This window comes from Streptomyces sp. NBC_01803, assembly GCF_035917415.1.
In the GTDB taxonomy this organism is placed as follows: domain Bacteria; phylum Actinomycetota; class Actinomycetes; order Streptomycetales; family Streptomycetaceae; genus Streptomyces.
Window position 1 is genome coordinate 5,520,075 of the sequence record NZ_CP109073.1, and the last position, 17,925, is coordinate 5,537,999.

Genomic DNA, 17,925 nt, shown 5'->3' on the forward strand with positions numbered 1-17,925 from the left:
CCCAGCACCCGGAGGGCTCACTCGCGCTCGCGGGCATGGTAGTCACCATCCCCCGGTGTCATCAGGATATCCGCATGGGGCTCTGATGGATCATCAGCGAAGTGCCGGCGCTCGGCGGCCTCCCACTCGGCCCAGAACCCCGCCAGTCGGGGGCCGTCCCGGCGGCGCCCGCGCGCCCAGGCGACCTCGGCCGGCACCGACAGCCAGACCAGGAAAGCGAGATGGGGACGCAGGGCCCGCCGCCCCGCGCCGACGCCTTCGAGCAGCACCACGGGCGCCGGGTCGAGCGTGGCGGTGGTGGCGAACGCCCGCCGCTCCCAGTCGTACACCGGATACCGGGCGGTCGTTCCGGCGGCGAGCGGATCCAGCACCCGACGGGTCAGCGGCTCCACCCAGTCGAAGAACGCGCCGTGGCGGGCGAAGTCGTCCAGATGCGCCACCGGCGCGCCGCCGAGGGCCCGGGAGAGCCGGGCGGCGAGCGTGCTCTTGCCCGAGCCCGCGTGCCCGTCGATCGCCACCAGCCGCACCGGGCCGCACGAGGGCGGCAGTGCGGCGAGCCTGGCGGGCAGTCCGGCGAGCCCGTCGTGGACAGCGGAGATCACCCCGCCCAGCGTAGCCGCACGCACGTTCACATGGTCGAGACCCATGGTGCCGCGCGGTGTTCCGGGCACTTACTGGTCGTCAGGACCCGTACCGGCGATAGTGGTCACCTGCCGCGCTCGCGCCGCTCCGTCATGGATACGTCCGGATCTCGACCGGGGAGACCATCACCGTGACCATCACGCCACGCCGTACCGTACTCGCCGCCGCCTTCGCCGCCGCCATCGGCTCCTCCGCCTCCGCCTCCGTCTCCGCCGGAGCCGCCACCGCCGCCACGCGGGGCGGTGCGGCCCCCGGCTCAGCCGTCACCTCCGCCCGCACCACGGCCACCCCCTCGACCATCGGCTACCGGAGCTGGACCTCGGCCGCGGACTGGCGCGGCGGCAGCGCCGCGGGCACCGGGGTCCGGAGCGGGCAGCGGCCCGGGGTGACCCTCAGACGCCCGCAGGGCACCGTGGACCACACCGACCCGCACACCGGCACCACCCGCCCCTGGGAGTACGCCACCTGGCTCTCCCCGGTGCACGAGGCGCCCACCCCGGCGAGCGAGCTGATCGCCTCGTGGAACGCCGACACCCCGGCCGGGACCTGGCTCCGCGTCGAGATGCTCGGCACCTACACCGACGGCACCGACACCCCCTGGTACACGCTGGGCGTCTGGGCCTCCGGCGACGAGGACATCCGCCGCACCTCCATCGACGGCCAGACGGACGACAAGAGCACTGTCTGGACCGACACGTTCGCCATCGACGACCCCGCCGGCGGCCTGCGGCTGGCCTCCTACCGGCTGCGGCTGACGCTCTACCGCGCCCCCGGCTCCGGCGCCGCGCCGACGGTGTGGCGGCTGGGTGCCATGACGTCCGACATGCCGGACCGGTTCGAGGTGCCCGCGACCGCGCCGGGCCTGGGCGCGGCGGTCGAGATCGATGTGCCGAGGTACTCGCAGAACGTCCACGTCGGCCAGTACCCCGAGTACGACAACGGCGGCGAGGCGTGGTGCAGCCCCACCTCCTCGCAGATGATCATCGAGTCCTGGGGCCGCCGTCCGACCGCCGAGCAGCTCGCCTGGGTGAACCCCGGGTTCGCCGATCCGCAGGTCTGCCACGCCGCCCGGTACACGTTCGACTTCCAGTACAACGGCTGCGGCAACTGGCCGTTCAACGCCGCCTACGCCGGGACCTACCCCGACCTCCAGGGCGTCGTCACCCGCATCGCCGGCCTCACCGACGCGGAGCGGCTGGTCGCGGCGGGCATCCCGCTGATCACCTCGCAGTCCTTCTACGAGGCCGAGCTGGACGGCGCCGGCTACGGCACCTCGGGGCACCTGATGACGGTCATCGGCTTCACGGCCGAGGGCGATGTCATCGCCAACGACCCGGCCAGCAGCGACAACGACGCGGTGCGTCGCGTCTACCCCAGGCGTCAGTTCGAAAATATCTGGCTGCGGACCAAGCGGTACGACGCGAAGGGCGACGTCCGCAGCGGCACTGGCGGCGTCTGCTACCTCTACTTCCCGACCAGCCTGACCACCGCACAGCGCCGCGCGCTGGCGTGGGTCGGGATCCGCTGACATGGCCGCCCGGCGCGCCCGCGCCGAGGCGGTGGTGCGGGCGGCCCTCGGCGCGGCCGTTGCCGCTCCCGCTGCCCTCGGCGGGCGCCACGCCGGGCCAGGGCGAGACCGCGAGACCCTCGCGGCGGGCCGCACGGACGAACGGCTGGTCATCGCGACCGGCACGTCGGCCGATGTGACCACGCGCGTCGTGACCATCGCCCCCGGCGGCTCCACCGGCCGGCCCTGTCACCCCGGCCAGGTGCTGGCCGTCGTCGCGTCGGGCACCCTCACCCGGACGCTCGACGACTGCTCCCTGGAGGTCTCCGTGCCCGGTGCCACCCTCCTGGAGCCCGCCGGGCCCCGGCCCGTCCACATCGGCCGTAACCTCGGCACCGAGCCGGTCGTCTGTACGTGACGTACTTCGTCCCCCGGGACAGCCCGCTCTCGGTCGACGCCGAGGACCCCGGCTGCGATCCCTGGCCCCGAACGCCTGAGCCTCGAACGCCTGAGCCCCCGACGCCTGAGCCCTCCCCGCACACACCGTCAGGCCGCCGCGATCCGGCGGCCTGACGCATGACCCGCGACCTGCCGACACCCCCGCAGGAGGAGCACGATGCAGACCTTCGACCACCCCCGGCCCGTCCCCAGGATCCTGCCGACCCCCAAGGCCCGCGATCTGCTGGCCCTGGTCCGTGAGCTGATCCGGCGTGAGATCCGTCCCGCCGCCGCGGCCGAGGAGGCCGCCGGCGTCTTCCCCCGGGCCACCTTCGAACGGCTCTCCGCCGCCGGGCTGCTGGCCCTGCCCTACCCCGCCGAACACGGCGGCGGCGACCAGCCGTACGAGGTCTACCTCCAGGTCCTGGAGGAGCTCGCGGTGGCCCGGCTCACCGTGGGGCTCGGGGTCAGCGTCCACACTCTCGCCTGTCACGCGACGGCCGCGTTCGGCACCGGCGAGCAGCGCGCCGAGCACCTGCCCGGCATGCTCGGCGGCGGGCTGCTGGGCGCCTACTGTCTGTCCGAGCCCGGCTCCGGATCGGACGCCGCCGCCCTGCGCACCCGCGCGGCGCGCGACGGCGGCGACTGGGTGCTGACCGGCACCAAGGCGTGGATCACGCACGGCGGGATCGCTGACTTCCTCACGGTCTTCGCCCGCACCGGGGCGGCCGGACCGGGCGGCGTCACCGCGTTCCTCGTCCCGGGCGACGCGGCCGGCCTCACCGCCGCCGCGCCGGAGCGGAAGATGGGGTTGAACGGATCGCCCACCGCCCAGCTCCACTTCGACGGCGTGCGGGTCCCGGACGCGCGCCGCGTGGGGGAGGAGGGCCAGGGCTTCGCCATCGCCCTGGCCGCGCTGGACTCGGGCCGCCTCGGCATCGCCGCCTGTGCGATCGGGGTGGCGCAGGCGGCGCTGGACGAGGCCGTCGCGTTCACCACCCGGCGCGAGCAGTTCGGCCGCCGGATCGCGGCCTTCCAGGGCCCGCGATTCATGCTGGCCGACATGGCCACCCAGATCGAGGCGGGCCGCGCGCTCTACCTGGCGGCGGCCCGGCTGCGCGACGCGGGCGAGCCGTTCGGGCGGCAGGCGGCGATGGCCAAGCTGTTCTGCACGGACACCGCGATGCGGGTCACCGTGGACGCGGTCCAACTGCTCGGCGGCTACGGCTACACGGCCGACTTCCCGGCCGAACGCTATCTGCGCGAGGCGAAGGTGCTCCAGATCGTCGAGGGCACCAATCAGATCCAGCGCACGGTCATCGCCCGTCATCTGGTGGGCGCGGCCTGACGGTTGGCCGTCGCCGTCGCCGTCGCCGTCGCCGTCGCGCGCGGCCGGCCGGGCGGTCATGGCACTACGGTTCATCGCGAAGGACCCGGTCGCCGTCGCGCGCGGCCGGCCGGGCGGGAACGCCCGGCTCAGGCCGCCTGGCGCAGCGGAGGCACGCCGACCTGGGCGTGCGAGAAGGGCTGGAGCCGCCAGTCGAGGCCCTCCGGCAGGGCGACCAGCACGGCGGCGGAGTCGCCGCCGCCGACCGTCACGGGCACGACCGTCCCGCCGTCGCCGTTCACCACGCGGCCGGAGCCGGGGCACACGGTCAGGCCGAACGGGTTCCACGGCGTCTGGCAGAGCGCGTGCTCGGGCAGGGCCGCGCCCGGCTCCGCCAGCGCGATCGGGCTGGCGCAGTCGGGGCACTGGACGCGGAACAGATCTCCTTCGGCGTCCTCGTCGAAGAACTCGGCGAAGTCCTCTTCAAAATCCGGTGACTTCACGGTGCGCATGAGCATCCCCCTCGGATGGCGCGGCGGCGTTGGCCACAGCAAGCATTTCCCGCCGCGCTCGGCGGGTAATCGCGAACGGTAACCGCGTACGGACAGGCGTTTGTGTCGTTCGTCACACAACCGTTGCGACACCGTTCCCGCTCCCACCGGCTTCGGAAGCCGGGTGGGCGCCACGTCGCACCCGCGTTCCGGGTAGGTTACGGAGCCGTGGAGGAACTGGACCGGCGCATCGTGGAACTGCTCGTCACGGACGGGCGGATGAGCTACACCGACCTGGGGAAGGCTACAGGGCTCTCCACCTCGGCGGTCCATCAGCGCGTCCGTCGGCTGGAACAGCGTGGCGTGATCCGCGGCTACGCGGCCATCGTCGACCCCGAGGCGATCGGGCTGCCGCTGACCGCCTTCGTCTCGGTGAAGCCCTTCGACCCCAGCGCCCCCGACGACATCGCCGACCGGCTGTCCGGCGTGCCGGAGATCGAGGCGTGCCACAGCGTCGCCGGGGACGAGAACTACATCCTCAAGGTCCGTGTCGCCACCCCCGCCGAGCTGGAGCACCTGCTCGCCCGCCTCCGGACGCTGGCCGGGGTCTCCACCCGGACCACGGTGGTGCTCTCCACCCCGTACGAGGCGCGTCCGCCCCGGGTGTAGACCCCGCGCGGCGCGGCGGTGCCCCCAGCCGGAAGACTGGGGCCCATGACGACACGCACCACCCCCGGCGGGCCGCCGCGCACCGTGCTGCTGCGCCGCGGCGAGGTCCACAGCCCCGCCGATCCGTTCGCCACGGCGATGGCCGTCGAGGGCGACCGCGTCGCCTGGGTCGGCTCGGAGGCCGCCGCCGACTCGCTGGCCGGCTCCGCCGACGAGGTCGTCGACCTCGACGGGGCACTCGTCACCCCGGCCTTCACGGACGCGCATGTGCACACCACGGCGACCGGGCTGGCCCTGACCGGCCTCGACCTGGCCGCCGCCCGCTCGCTGCCCGACGCGCTGGAGCGGGTCCGCGCCCACGCCGCGAGCGGCCCGGCCGACGGCGTCCTGATCGGCCATGGCTGGGACGCCACCCGCTGGCCCGAACGGCGCCCGCCGACCCGTGCCGAGCTCGACGCCGCGGCCGGCGGTCGGCCGCTCTACCTCGCCCGCGTCGACGCGCACTCCGCGCTGGTCACGACCGCCCTGCTCGACCGGGTGCCCGGCGTCACGCGGCTGTCCGGCCACCACCCCGACGGGCCGCTCACCGCCGACGCCCACCACGCCGTCCGGCGCGCCGCGGACGCCACCGTCGGTCCCGCCCAGCGCGCCGCGGCTCAGCGCGCGGCGCTGCGGCGGGCCGCCGCCCTGGGTATCGGCGCCGTCCACGAGTGCGCCGGTCCCGACATCTCCAGCGAGGAGGACCTCACCGCCCTGCTCGCCCTCGCCGCCGCCGAGCCGGGCCCCCGGGTCACCGGCTACTGGGCCGCCCTCGTCACTGACGCGAAGGAAGCCGAACACGTCCGCGAACTGGGCGCCGTCGGGGCGGCCGGTGATCTGTTCGCCGACGGCTCCCTCGGCTCGCACACCGCGTGTCTGCGCCACCCGTACGCGGACGCGCCGCACACCGGCACGGCCTACCTCGCCGCCGAGGACATCGCCACGCATCTCGTCGCGTGCACCGAGGCCGGGCTCCAGGCCGGGTTCCACGCGATCGGCGACGCGGCGCTGGGCGCCGTCGTGGCCGGCGCGCGGGCGGCGGCCGAGCGGCTCGGCACGGCCCGGGTGCGAGCCCTCCGGCACCGCGTCGAACACGCCGAGATGCCCGACGCGGACGCCATCGGCGCCCTCGCCGAGCTGGCCCTGACCGCCTCCGTCCAGCCCGCGTTCGACGCCGCCTGGGGCGGGTCCGACGGCATGTACGCCGAGCGGCTCGGCGCCGACCGGGCCCGCGCCCTCAACCCGTTCGCCGCCCTGCTGAGGGCGGGCGTCCCGCTCGCCTTCGGCTCCGACGCGCCCGTCACCCCGCTGGACCCGTGGGGCACGGTGCGGGCCGCCGCGTTCCACCGCACCGAGGAACACCGGATCTCGGTGCGCGCCGCGTTCACCGCCCACACACGCGGCGGCTGGCGCGCGATCGGCCGCGACGACGCCGGTGTGCTCGTCCCCGGCGCCCCGGCCGACTACGCGCTGTGGCGCACCGGGGACCTCGTGGTCCAGGCCCCCGACAACCGCGTCGCGCGGTGGTCGACCGACCCGCGCTCGGGCACCCCTGGGCTGCCCGACCTCACCCCGGGCGGCCCGCTCCCCGAATGCCTGCGGACGGTCGTCGGCGGGCGGACCGTATACGACCGGCTGAACGAGTGATCCCCCCTTCGCGCATACCGCCGAACGATGTGCGCCCCGCCCGCCCGACGGCAGCCACCACGCCGCACTGACCAGCCGTTTTGACCGAAAGATCCTGGTCAGACCGCTGTTGACAGGCGGCGGTCGTCGAGGGGTAGGTTCGGCCGGGTCCACCACAGGACGTCCGGCCGGCGTTCCTCCGCACAGCCGTCGAACGCCGCTGGGCCAGTGGGCGGGGTGCCAAGAGCCGGTGTCCCGCCAGCGGGAGCCAGGTCCAGGGCCTGCGGCACGGGGGCGGATGGTTCCGCCCGGTCGGCAGGTGAGACCCGGGCGGGGCCCGGACGCTCAGTAGACAACGGCTCTCGGTCGACCCGCAGCCAGCGGGTCCCAGGTCGGACCGAAGGGCGCCGGGTCCCGATCCGCAGCCCCCGCGTCGCCGCGCCGCGCCCTGTTCGATGTACGGTCGTTCATCATCGCCCGCGCTCCAGGAAGGCCAGCCACCGTGCCATCGGGCTCCGAGACGACCACGGCCGGCGACACCGCCGACGCGCGCCCCGCCGTGCCCCGGCCGGACGGCGACTCGCCGCCGCCCGCCGTCGCCGAGGCCCGTCCCGGCCGGCCGTCCGGCCGCCGTCCCGGCCAGCTGCGCCGGCTGGCGGACGGGACGCGCCGGCACTGGCGCTCCGGCCTGGCCGCCGCCGTCGCCGGGCTGGCCCTGGTGGCGGCGTTCCCGCCCTACGACATCTGGCCGCTGTCGCTCGTCTCGGTCGCCGCGCTCTCCGCGCTCACCCGGGGCCGGACCGCGCGGCAGGGCGCCTGGCTGGGCTTCGCGCTCGGGCTGCCGTTCTTCATCGGGCTGCTGAAGTGGCTGAGCGTCATCGGCTGGGACGCGGTCGTGGGCCTGTCCCTGGCCGAGGCGCTGTTCTTCGTGCCGCTGGGCGCCGGGCTGGCCGTCACCTCGCGGCTGCGCGGCTGGCCGCTGTGGGCGGCGTGCCTGTGGGTCGCCCAGGAGTGGGCCAGGGACCGCGTCCCGTTCGGCGGGTTCCCGTGGGGACGCCTGGCCTTCGCCAACACGGACACTCCGTTCACCCCGCTGGCCGCCCTGGGCGGCGCGCCGCTGGTCACCTTCGCCGTCGCGCTGACCGGCGCGCTGCTGGCCTGGGCCGCGCTCCGGTCGGCCGCCGCCCTGCCGCGCGTGGCGGGGCGGGAGGCACCGGCGGGACGGGAGGGACGTTCCGCCGCCGGGGCGCTGCTGCCCGCCGCCGGGGCGCTGCTGCCCGCCGCCGGCGCCGTCGGGCTCGCCGCCGTCGTCACGGCGGCCGGCTACGCGGTGCCGGTGCCCACCGGGGCGGACAGCCCCGGGGACGTGGTGTCCATCGCCGTGGTCCAGGGCAACGTGCAGCAGCCCGGCATGGACTTCCTCGGCCGCCCGATGATGATCCTCAACAACCACGTCGACGCGACCCTGGAGCTGGCCGAGGACATCGACGCCGACCGCGTCGAGCGCCCCGACATCGTGATCTGGCCGGAGAACTCCTCGGACCTCGACCCCTTCCACGACGACGAGGCGCGCGCCGCGATCGAGCGCGCGGTGAGCGCCGTCGGCGTGCCGATCCTGGTCGGCGCGGTGGTGGACCACCCCACCAAGGAGGGGTACGTGGAGAACCAGGGCATCGTCTGGGACCCCGAGACCGGCCCCGGCGACGCCTACACCAAGCAGCACCCGGTGCCGTTCGGTGAGTACGTGCCCTTCCGCGAGCAGCTCGGCAAGGTGATCAGCCGCCTGGAGCGGGTGCCGCGCGACTTCTCACCGGGCGAGCGGACCGGTGTCCTGGACATCGGCCCGGCCCGGCTCGGCGACGTCATCTGCTTCGAGGTCGCCTACGACGGCATCATGCGGGACACCGTCAACGACGGCGCCCGCGCGTTGATCGTCCAGACCAACAACGCCACTTACGGCCGCACCGGACAGCCCGAACAGCAGCTGGCCATGTCCCGGCTGCGCGCCGTCGAGCACGGGCGGGCCGTGGTCACCGCGGCGACCAGCGGGATCAGCGCCGTCGTCGCGCCGGACGGCGAGATCGAGCAGCGGACCGAGGAGTTCACCCGGGACGTCCTGATCGCCGACCTGCCGCTGCGGGACGGCCGGACCGTCGCGGACCGGGTGGGCGCCGCGCCCGAGTGGTCGCTGGCCGGCCTCGGCCTGCTGGCGTGGGCCGGGATCGCCGTCCGGGGCCGCCTGGCGCGGCGGCGCGGGCCCGTGGAATCCGGGGGGCGTGAAGAGCGCGCGGAGCGCGGAGAGGCCACCGCATGAGAGTCCTGGTGATCGTCCCCACGTTCAACGAGGCCGACAACATCCCGCCGCTCATCGCGCGGCTGCGCGCCGCCGTCCCCGACTGTCACGTCCTCGTGGCGGACGACAACAGCCCCGACGGCACCGGCAAGGTCGCCGACGAGATCGCCGACGGCGACGACCACGTGCAGGTGCTGCACCGGCCGGGCAAGGAGGGCCTCGGCGCCGCCTATGCGGCCGGCTTCCGCTGGGGCCTGGACCGGGGCTACGACGTCCTGGTGGAGATGGACGGCGACGGCTCGCACCGCCCCGAGGAGCTGCCCCTGCTGCTCGCCGCGCTGGACGACGCCGACCTGGTGCTCGGCTCCCGCTGGGTCCCCGGCGGCCGGATCGTCAACTGGCCCCGGTACCGTGAGCTGCTCTCGCGCGGCGGCAGCGCGTACTCGCGGCTGCTGCTGGGCCTGCCGGTGCGCGACGTCACCGGCGGGTTCCGGGCCTTCCGGGGGCACGTGCTGGACAGCGAACTGCTGACGGACGTCGCCTCCAAGGGGTACTGCTTCCAGGTGGACCTGCTGCACCGGGTCGTCCGGGCCGGCCACCGCGTCGCGGAGGTGCCCATCACCTTCGTGGAGCGGGAGCACGGCGACTCCAAGATGAGCCGAGACATCGTGATCGAGGCGCTGTGGCGGGTCACCGCCTGGGGCGTGGCGGCTCGCCTCGGAAAACTCACCGGCACCAGGCACACTTGAGGCATGACGAGCGGTAGTCACCCCCTCCGGCCCCGGCGGCCACGCCGTGGGCGCGGCCCCCTCGCCCTGCTGCCCCTGGTGCTCGCGGGCTGGGCGCTGCTGGAGATCTGGCTGCTGATCACGGTCGGCGACGCGGTCGGCGGGGTGACCGTCTTCCTGCTCCTGCTGGCCGCCTTCCTGCTGGGCGGCGCGGTGGTCAAGCGGGCCGGGCGGCGCGCGTGGCAGCGGCTGAGCGAGGGCCTGCGGGCCGGTGGCGCCGGGGCTCCGGCCGCGCGGGCGCGGGGCGGTGGTGGCGACGGGCTCACCATGCTCGGCGGGCTGCTGCTGATGGTGCCCGGCTTCGCCTCCGACGCCGTCGGGCTGCTGTGCGTCTTCCCGCCCACGGCGGCGCTGCTGCGCCGGGCGGGCGCCCGTTACGTCAGGCGGCGCGCCGGCCTGTTCGGGGCCGCGTTCGACGAGGCCAGGGCCACCCGGGAGCGGATGCGGGCGGGCCGCCCGGACGACCGGGTCGTGCGCGGCGAGGTCGTCCGCGAGGACGACGACGAGCCGCCCGGCGAGCGTTGAGCCGGACGGCTGAGGCGGACCACGGGCGACCGGGCGACAAAAGACAAAGAGGGACCGGGTCACACAAGGTGACCCGAGCCCTCATTCGTCGTTGATTCCCGCTACGCCGTCTTCCGGCTGTCGCGCGGATGCACCGCGATGTTCATGGCCCCGGAGCGCAGGACGGCCAGCCGCTCGGCCAGCACCTCCTCCAGCTCCTCACGGGTACGGCGCTCCATGAGCATGTCCCAGTGCGTGCGCGCGGGCTTGCCCTTCTTCTCCTCCGGGCCCTCGCCGTCCACCAACAGGGCTTGGGAGCCGCATACCTTGCACTCCCACTCCGGCGGGATCTCGGCCTCGACCGAGAACGGCATCTCGAACCGATGTCCGTTCCGGCATGCGTACTCCACCGCCTGACGCGGCGCGAGGTCGATACCGCGGTCCGTCTCGTAGCTGGTCACCACGAGCCGCGTGCCGCGTAGAGCTCGCTCACTCATGAATCGTGCCTCCCGGGCTGGTCGCCCACAGGACAGGTGTCGCTGTCATCATCGCTCTGGTCAACGTCCGGTCGGCGGTGAAGATTCCCATTGCAGGTCATGCGTCGTCCCGTCGTACCGCCCCGATTAGTACCCACCGGCGTCCGGTTTGTCACATCTGGCGTGAGATGTCACCCGGCGTCCGCACAGGATGGCTCGGGGTAACGGTCCATCCGGCGGGACCAAGGGCGTAGGATACTCCTCCGTCGCCGGTCCTCGAAATCCATTTCTGATTTCGCGTCCCTGATCGCGAACACTCCGAGGAACATCTGCGCCAGCGGCCCGATCGCCAGGGCGTACACCGCGGTCCCCACGCCGGCCGTGCCGCCCAGTGCCACACCGATCGCGAGGACCACCACCTCGATCCCCGTCCGCACCAGACGCAGGGACCGGCCGGTCCGTCGGTGCAGGGCGGTCATCAGCCCGTCGCGCGGCCCGGGGCCGAAGCTGGCCGCGATGTACAGGCCCGTCGCCGCCCCGTTGAGCACCACCCCGGCGAGCATCAGCGGGATCCGCGCCGCCAGGGCGTCGAGGGTGGGGAAGACGGCGAGGGTGAGATCCATCGCGAAGCCGATCACCAGCACGTTGGAGATCGTCCCGAGGCCCGGGCGCTGGCGCAGCGGTATCCACAGCAGCAGCACGAGCAGGCCGGTGATGTTCAGCACCATCCCCATGGACAGCCCGGTGTGTTCGGCGGCGCCCTGATGGAAGACGTCCCACGGGTCGAGGCCCAGTTCCGCCCGTACCAGCATCGCGCCGCTGATCCCGTACAGCAGCAGACCTCCGTAGAGCTGGGCGAGACGCCGCGGCAACCGGTTCATGAGGACCTCTCTCTGGCGTAAGTGGCCTGACGCATGTCACCCTGTGGCCCGGAGACCGAGCCGTGCCACGGCCAATCCGGGAAGGGTGGCCCCGAAATATGCCTCAGTGGACCTCAACCGTGGGTGCTGGCCAGCTCGCGCGGCTGCTCGGCTCGCAGGACGGCTACGAACGCGGACCCGGCTCCCGCCGCGCCCCCGCGTACCGTGTGCTCGCCGACGGCGTGCGGCTGCTGGTGCTGGAGGGCCGCGTCCCGGTCGCCGCCCGGCTGCCCGCCGAACGGGAGCTGGCCGGAGCGCTCTCCGTCAGCCGCACCACCGTCGCCGCCGCGTTCGAGGCGCTGCGCGCCGACGGCTTCCTGGAGTCGCGGCGCGGCTCGGGGAGCTGGACGGCCGTGCCGCCCGGCCGGCCGTTGCCCGCGCGCGGCCTGGAGCCGCTGTCGCCGGAGGCCGCGGGCTCGATGCTCGACCTCGGCTGCGCCGCCCTGCCCGCCCCCGAGCCGTGGCTCACCCGCGCGTTCCAGGCCGCCCTGGAGGCCCTGCCGCCCGCCGCCCGTACCCACGGCGACTTCCCGGCCGGGCTGCTCGCGCTCCGCCAGGCCATCGCCGACCGCTACACCGCGCGCGGCGTGCCCACCATGCCCGAGCAGATCATGATCACCACGGGCGCGATGGGCGCCGTGGCGGGGATCTGCCGACTCTTCGCCCCGCGCGGCGAACGGGTCGCCGTCGAGCACCCCTCGTACGCGAACGTCCTCCAGTTGATGCGCGACGCCGGCGCCCGGCTGGTGCCGGTCGCCATGGCCGACGGCCTGACCGGGTGGGACCTGCCCGCCTGGCGCCGCGTGCTCCAGGAGGCGGCGCCGCGCCTGGCGTACGTGGTGGCCGACTTCCACAACCCGACCGGGGCCCTGGCCGACGAGGAGCAGCGCCGCGCGCTGGTCGCCGCGGCGCGGGCCGCCGGGACGGTCCTGATCGTGGACGAGACCATGGTCGACCTCGCCCTCGACGTCGAGCCGGGCAAGGAGCCCCGGCCGGTCTGTGCCTTCGACCACGGCGGCACCAGCGTCGTCACGGTCGGCTCCGCGAGCAAGACGTTCTGGGCCGGGCTGCGGATCGGCTGGGTCAGGGCGGCCCCGGAGGTGATCCGCAGCCTGATCGCCGCCCGCGCCTACGCCGACCTCGGCAGCCCGGTGCTCGAACAGCTCGCGGTGTCCTGGCTGATGACGACGGGCGGCTGGGAGGAGGCCATCATCCAGCGCCGGGCGGAGATCCGCGACAGCCGGGAGACGGTCGTCGGGGCGCTGCGGCGGCACCTGCCCGAGTGGGAGTTCGCCGTACCGCGGGGTGGCCTGACCCTGTGGGTGCGCACCGGCGGCCTGTCGGGCTCCCGGATCGCGGAAGCGGGCGAACGCCTCGGCGTGCGCGTTCCGTCCGGCCCGCGTTTCGGTCTCGACGGCGCGTTCGAGGGCTACGTCCGGATCCCCTTCACGGTGAGCGGCCCGGTCGCCGAGGAAGCGGCCACCCGCCTGGCGGCGGCGGCCCGACACGTCGCCGACGGATTCGGCCCGGGCGCCGACACCCCGTCCGGCTACATCGCCTAAGGGGAGCTACCGAGTCGGAGAGTCGCGGTGCCGTGGCAGCCAGCAGGTGAGCACTATCGCCGCCGGAGCCGTTCGAACTCCGGTGTCAGACCGTGCCCCGCCGGCCGTCCTCGTCCAGCGGGCACACCCGCGTCCGAGCCGTCGGCGTACGCCGCCAGCGCCCGTCTGCCCATGCGGCCGAGTCCGGCAGCCGCCACTGACAACGCCGGCCCGCCGCGGTACTCCGCGCGGAGCAGCCGGGAAGCCGCCGCGCGGACGACGACGCGGCGCCCGTCCGGAAGGAGGCTCGACAGGGACAGCACACGAGAGAGAAAGAAAGGAGTGAGAACGCCATGGAGCCGGCACCCGGCTTCCGCGACGACGGACCCGAACCCTGGTTCCTGCTCTTCCCACTGGTCCGGGCGGCCGTCGTCGTCGGCGCCGTCTGGCTGCTGCGCCGCACGGTCCGGCGCGGCCGGCCCCGGCACTTCCGCCACCGCTTCCCGGGCCACGAGACGCCCGTCGACCTGCTCGGCAAGCGCTTCGCGGCCGGGGAGATCGAGGCGGACGAGTACCGGGCGCGGCTCGCCGTGCTCAGCGGCACGGACCCCGGCGGCGGCCGGGAGGACGTGCCCTGGCCGACCGGTGCCGTTCAGGCGTGCGCGGCCCAGGGGTGACGGACGGCGTGCGCCTCGGGAGGCGTCGGGGGATAGGGCACGGGGAGCGTGAACCACACGGTCCGGCCCCGCTCGTCCTGGTGTGTCCGCGCTCCGCCGCTGTCAGGGACGGCGGCCACGGCCGGCATGTGGTGGGCCCGGGGCCCCACGGCGCGTACCGATACCGCGAGCCGGTCCCACAGCAGCGTCACCTCGACCGTGCACGGCTGCTCGGGGCCGGCGTGCCGGTGGACATCCGCGAGGAGTGCCCCCACCCCGTCCGCCACCGCGTCGGCGAGCTGCGGCAGCCGCCAGCCGGTCAGGTGCGCCGCCACGGCCCGGCGGGCCTCGGCGGCTCCGGCGGGACACGCGGGAAACTCCACCGGGCGGTGCGGGCTGGGGGCTTGACGGGGGCTGATCACCATGAGGGCTCACCGCATTCTGTGCGCGGACCGAGGGGAAAGTGTCCGGATTATGGCACTCCGCCCCGCTTTTGCGGTCCGCGTCACATGACGCGCTGGTCCGGCGTGTCGCCGTCGCCCGCGATCACCAGCTCGGGGAGGTGCCGGGCGAGCTCTTCCCGGTCCGGCGCGGGCAGCCCGGCGTCCGTCACCAGGGCATCCACCTCGTCCAGCGCGGCGAACGAACTCAGGCCCGTCGTCCCCCACTTGGTGTGATCTGCCACGACCACCACGCGCCGGGCGGAGCGGATGAAACGCCGGTTGGTCTCCGCCTCGGCCAGATTCGGCGTGGACAGGCCGGCCTCCACCGTGATCCCGTGCGCCCCGAGGAAGAGCAGGTCGAAGCGGAGCGAGCCGATCGCCGCGTCGGCCACCGGCCCCACCAGCGCGTCCGAGGGCGTCCGCACGCCGCCCGTCAGCACCACGGTCGCCGCGTGCCCGGCCCCCGGGCCGCCGTCGTGCTCCGCCGCCCGCCGGGCGTCGTGGAACACGTCGGCCACCCGCACCGAGTTGGTCACCACCGTCAGGTCCGGCACGTCGAGCAGCCGGTGGGCGACCGCGAACGTGGTCGTGCCGCCGGACAGCGCCACCGCGCTGCCCGGCACGGCCAGGGCCGCCGCGGCCCGCGCGATGTCGTGCTTGGCGGCCGGCTCCAGTGCGGACTTCGCCTCGAAACCGGGCTCGTGCGTGCGCCGTTCCCCGACCGGCACCGCGCCGCCGTGGACCTTCTCCAGCGCGCCCTGCCGGGCCAGCGCGTCGAGGTCGCGGCGGACCGTCATGTCCGACACCTGGAGCATCCGCGTCAGCTCGCTGACCCGGATGCCGCCCCGACGGCGCACCTCGGCCAGGATCAGCGCACGCCGCTGTCCGGCCAGCAGATTCTGGTTGTCGCTCACGAGCCTCCTCCCGACGCCGGGGAGCCATCCTCGCATGCCCCAACAAGCCCCCGCCGGGCGCGGTTCGGGACCGTTCCGGGCGGAGAAGAGGGGGACACAGGGACGTACGCGGAACAGCGGCGCGGAACAAGGGAACAGCGGACAGGGGGACGATCCGATGGCCATCGAGGGCATCGCGCGGCCGGTCGCCGGCCGGGGGGACGACGCCGGGGGGGACCCGGATCCGGAGATCCCGCCCGAGCCCGCGATGGAGCTGCTGGTGCACGGCGTCGGCGGCACCACGGCCGGGGACATGCTGGCGGATCCGCGCGTCACCCGGGTGACCGGCGACGACACCGCCGACATCCACCGCCGCACCGAGGACCTGGACGAGCGCCCCTGGGACGACAGGACTCCGCTGCGCGAGGCGTACTGCTGGTGCGACCTCACCTCGGGCGACGCCTCCCGCGTTCTGTGGCTGCTGCTGCTGCCGTTCATGATCGTCAACCTGGCGCACTGGATGCGCCCCCTCTCACGTGGCGCACGGCGCGCGCACGCCGTCTACGACGTCCTCGTGCGCCTGCTCGCTCTCTCGTTGACCGTCCTGTTCGTCGCCGGGGTGTGCGCCGTCGCCCTCGACCTGGTCGCCTGGCAGTGCGCGGGGTCGGCCACGTGCGCCGAGGGAACCTCGTGGATCGAGCCGTTCGGGCCGGGCGAGGGCTGGTGGTCCCAGCCGGGTCGGCGGCTCGCGCTGGCCGCCCTGCTTCCCGTGGCCCTCGTGGTCCTGCTGTGGTGGCTCTCCTACCGCACCTGGAGCGCCTACGAATCCGCCTCCCCGCCGCCGCGCCCCCGTTCGGACGCCGGGGAGCACGCCGTGCTGAGCCTGCCCGGCTTCTGGTTCGGCCGGGGTCTGGTCGCCCGGCTGCGCGCCACGCACACCGCCGCCGGGCTGCTGACCGTCGCCACCGCGCTGCTCGTCGCCACCGGCGAGCACGACCGGGGCCCGGACGGCGGCACCGGGCTGATGGCCGTCGGCTGGCTGCTGACCGCCCTCACGGTGGCGGGCTGGGGTGTGGTCGCCGTCCAGCAGGGGCGGCACAGCCGCACCGAGGAGGAGCCGGACGAGCGGCCGCAGCCGCCCGCCTCGCGCGCGTTGCCCTGGGGCACCCTGGCGCTGCTGGTCCTGGTCCTCGCGCACACCGTGTGGGACCGGCCCGGCTGGGTGGCGGCCGGGCGGTTACCGGCCGCGGCGGGCGTCTTCCCCGTGCTGATGGTCGCCCAGCTCGTGCTGATCGCCGGTGTGGCGCTGACCGCCCATCGGCTGCACCGGCAGGCGCCCAGCGGGGACCGCGGCACGCTGTACGGGCTGGGCGGGGCCTGCGTCGCCGTGCTGGCGTGCGGCCTCGGCGAGGTCCTGACCGGCGGTGTGGCCCAGCGCGCCGCCGACTGGCTGGACCCGGCCGCCGCGCCCGGCGAGCCCGGCGCGGTGATCGCCGGCCCGCCGAGCGTGCTGAGCTGGGCCGCCGCCGTCATCCCGCCGCTGCTGTTCGTCGTGCTGGTCCTCGCCGCCGCGGCGCTGGTCCACGCCGGCCGGGTGGCCCGCCGCCTGTCGCCCACGGTCGTCGAGCGCTACGCGGACGAGGGCTGCGAGCCGCTCCGGGAGCGCAGCGACGGCATCGCCACCGCGACCGCGCGCGCCGGGCTGACCGACGCCGCGCCCCTGCTGATCGGCGCGCTCACCGGGACGGCGCTCGTCCTCGGCGTGGTCGCGGCGGCCGGCTCCGCGACGGGCGACACCCCGTCCCGGGCCGCCGACGACGCGCCCGCCGCCGTCGCCGCGGTGGCCAACACGTGCCAGGCACTCGGCTCCTGGCTGATGGGGGCCGGAGTCCTGCTGCTGCTGGCCCTGGGGCGGCGGGCCTACCGTGACACCTCCGCCCGCCGGACGGTGGGCATCCTGTGGGACATCGGCACGTTCTGGCCGCGCGCGGCGCACCCGTTCGCGCCTCCCTGCTACGCCGAGCGGGCCGTTCCCGACCTGTCCTGGCGGATGGGCACCTGGGTGGAGGCGACCGGCGGCCGGCTGGTCATCTCCGCGCACTCGCAGGGCAGCGTGCTGGCCGCCGCCGCCGTCTGGCAGCTCGACGCGGCGACCCGTTCCCGGATCGCGCTGCTCACCCACGGCTCGCCGCTGGCGCGGCTGTACGGGCGGTGGTTCCCGGCGTACTTCGGGCCGCAGGCGCTGGTCGCCCTGCACCGGGACATGCCCCGCTGGCGGAACCTGTGGCGGGCCACCGACCCGATCGGTGGCCCGGTCGGTGTGGCCGCCGCAGACGTCCCACGGGTGGACCGCGGACCGTTGCCCGACCCGCTGCACTACGGGCGCACCCTGCGCCGCCCGCTTCCCGAGCCGATCCTCGGCCACAGCGACTACGCGGCGGACCCGGCGTTCGCCGCGGAGCGCGCGAAGCTCTTCCACCGGGTGGTCCGGGGCGCCCCGGACCTCCCCGCCCAGCCGGGCGCGCCGGGGGCCGAGCGACCTGGGGCCGGGCGACCAGTGTGCTGATCACACCCAGCCGGGCGCGCCGGGGGCCGCGATCACGGGACAGCCTTTCCCCGTGTCGCGGAAGCCGTAGGGCGCCCGATGCGGGCCGTGATCGACAGTCGCGACC

17 protein-coding genes are annotated in these 17,925 nt (G+C 75.1%); 11 read left to right on the forward strand and 6 right to left on the reverse strand.

The genetic code is table 11. The features are described from left to right. Positions 1-17 precede the first annotated feature (17 nt). On the reverse strand, positions 18-599 hold the full coding sequence (locus tag OIE51_RS25265; protein ID WP_442812079.1) for a uridine kinase family protein: 582 nt from the start codon (positions 597-599) through the stop codon (positions 18-20). A 167-nt stretch (positions 600-766) separates the two neighbouring features. On the opposite strand from OIE51_RS25265, the gene OIE51_RS25270 reads away from it, so the two are divergent. The 3 genes from OIE51_RS25270 to OIE51_RS25280 all read left to right on the forward strand — a co-directional run bounded on the left by OIE51_RS25270 (position 767) and on the right by OIE51_RS25280 (position 3,935). After that, positions 767-2,170 (forward strand): peptidase C39 family protein, encoded by a 1,404-nt coding sequence (locus OIE51_RS25270; RefSeq protein WP_326600794.1) that lies wholly within the window; start codon positions 767-769, stop codon positions 2,168-2,170. A 1-nt stretch (position 2,171) separates the two neighbouring features. Continuing rightward, a complete protein-coding gene (locus OIE51_RS25275) occupies positions 2,172-2,567 on the forward strand; it encodes a cupin domain-containing protein (RefSeq protein ID WP_326600163.1) in 396 nt (131 codons plus the stop codon). Positions 2,568-2,765: 198 nt separating this feature from the next. After that, a complete protein-coding gene (locus OIE51_RS25280) occupies positions 2,766-3,935 on the forward strand; it encodes an acyl-CoA dehydrogenase family protein (RefSeq protein WP_326600164.1) in 1,170 nt (389 codons plus the stop codon). A 128-nt stretch (positions 3,936-4,063) separates the two neighbouring features. Here the strand turns inward: OIE51_RS25280 and OIE51_RS25285 are convergent, their stop codons facing one another. Then, on the reverse strand, positions 4,064-4,426 hold the full coding sequence (locus OIE51_RS25285; RefSeq protein WP_326600165.1) for a hypothetical protein: 363 nt from the start codon (positions 4,424-4,426) through the stop codon (positions 4,064-4,066). Between the two features lie 207 nt (positions 4,427-4,633). On the opposite strand from OIE51_RS25285, the gene OIE51_RS25290 reads away from it, so the two are divergent. The 5 genes from OIE51_RS25290 (at position 4,634) to fxsA (ending at position 10,345) form a co-directional block, all read left to right on the forward strand. Then, the gene (locus tag OIE51_RS25290) at positions 4,634-5,074 is read left to right on the forward strand and encodes an Lrp/AsnC family transcriptional regulator (protein ID WP_326600166.1); all 441 of its coding nucleotides are present in this window, start codon (positions 4,634-4,636) and stop codon (positions 5,072-5,074) included. A 45-nt stretch (positions 5,075-5,119) separates the two neighbouring features. Beyond that, positions 5,120-6,760: an amidohydrolase gene (locus OIE51_RS25295; protein ID WP_326600168.1), complete on the forward strand. Its 1,641-nt coding sequence runs from the start codon at positions 5,120-5,122 to the stop codon at positions 6,758-6,760. Between the two features lie 481 nt (positions 6,761-7,241). Then, on the forward strand, positions 7,242-9,053 hold the full coding sequence (gene lnt / locus OIE51_RS25300) for an apolipoprotein N-acyltransferase (RefSeq protein WP_326600169.1): 1,812 nt from the start codon (positions 7,242-7,244) through the stop codon (positions 9,051-9,053). Then, positions 9,050-9,781, forward strand: coding sequence for a polyprenol monophosphomannose synthase (locus tag OIE51_RS25305; RefSeq protein WP_326600171.1), 732 nt, complete (start codon positions 9,050-9,052; stop codon positions 9,779-9,781). Before lnt ends, OIE51_RS25305 begins: the two co-directional genes overlap by 4 nt. Before the next feature lie 3 nt (positions 9,782-9,784). Continuing rightward, the gene (gene fxsA, locus OIE51_RS25310; protein ID WP_326600172.1) at positions 9,785-10,345 is read left to right on the forward strand and encodes an FxsA family membrane protein; all 561 of its coding nucleotides are present in this window, start codon (positions 9,785-9,787) and stop codon (positions 10,343-10,345) included. A gap of 101 nt (positions 10,346-10,446) precedes the next feature. On the opposite strand, the gene OIE51_RS25315 is transcribed toward fxsA, so the two are convergent. Beyond that, positions 10,447-10,821, reverse strand: coding sequence for an RNA polymerase-binding protein RbpA (locus tag OIE51_RS25315; protein WP_311704896.1), 375 nt, complete (start codon positions 10,819-10,821; stop codon positions 10,447-10,449). A gap of 170 nt (positions 10,822-10,991) precedes the next feature. Beyond that, on the reverse strand, positions 10,992-11,681 hold the full coding sequence (gene yczE / locus OIE51_RS25320) for a membrane protein YczE (RefSeq protein ID WP_326600174.1): 690 nt from the start codon (positions 11,679-11,681) through the stop codon (positions 10,992-10,994). Positions 11,682-11,779: 98 nt separating this feature from the next. Here yczE and OIE51_RS25325 point away from each other — a divergent pair, with 98 nt between their 5' ends. After that, positions 11,780-13,282: an SCO1417 family MocR-like transcription factor gene (locus OIE51_RS25325; RefSeq protein WP_326600175.1), complete on the forward strand. Its 1,503-nt coding sequence runs from the start codon at positions 11,780-11,782 to the stop codon at positions 13,280-13,282. A gap of 332 nt (positions 13,283-13,614) precedes the next feature. Beyond that, positions 13,615-13,938 carry an SHOCT domain-containing protein gene (locus OIE51_RS25330; protein ID WP_326600176.1) on the forward strand — a complete coding sequence of 108 codons (324 nt, stop codon included), beginning with the start codon at positions 13,615-13,617 and terminating at the stop codon, positions 13,936-13,938. On the opposite strand, the gene OIE51_RS25335 is transcribed toward OIE51_RS25330, so the two are convergent. After that, positions 13,914-14,342 carry an ATP-binding protein gene (locus OIE51_RS25335; RefSeq protein WP_326600177.1) on the reverse strand — a complete coding sequence of 143 codons (429 nt, stop codon included), beginning with the start codon at positions 14,340-14,342 and terminating at the stop codon, positions 13,914-13,916. The genes OIE51_RS25330 and OIE51_RS25335 overlap by 25 nt on opposite strands. 80 nt (positions 14,343-14,422) lie before the next feature. After that, on the reverse strand, positions 14,423-15,274 hold the full coding sequence (locus tag OIE51_RS25340; protein ID WP_326600178.1) for a DeoR/GlpR family DNA-binding transcription regulator: 852 nt from the start codon (positions 15,272-15,274) through the stop codon (positions 14,423-14,425). A gap of 157 nt (positions 15,275-15,431) precedes the next feature. Here OIE51_RS25340 and OIE51_RS25345 point away from each other — a divergent pair, with 157 nt between their 5' ends. Beyond that, entirely contained in the window at positions 15,432-17,819 is a 2,388-nt protein-coding gene (locus OIE51_RS25345) for a hypothetical protein (protein ID WP_326600179.1), read from the forward strand. The last annotated feature ends 106 nt before the right edge of the window (positions 17,820-17,925 follow it).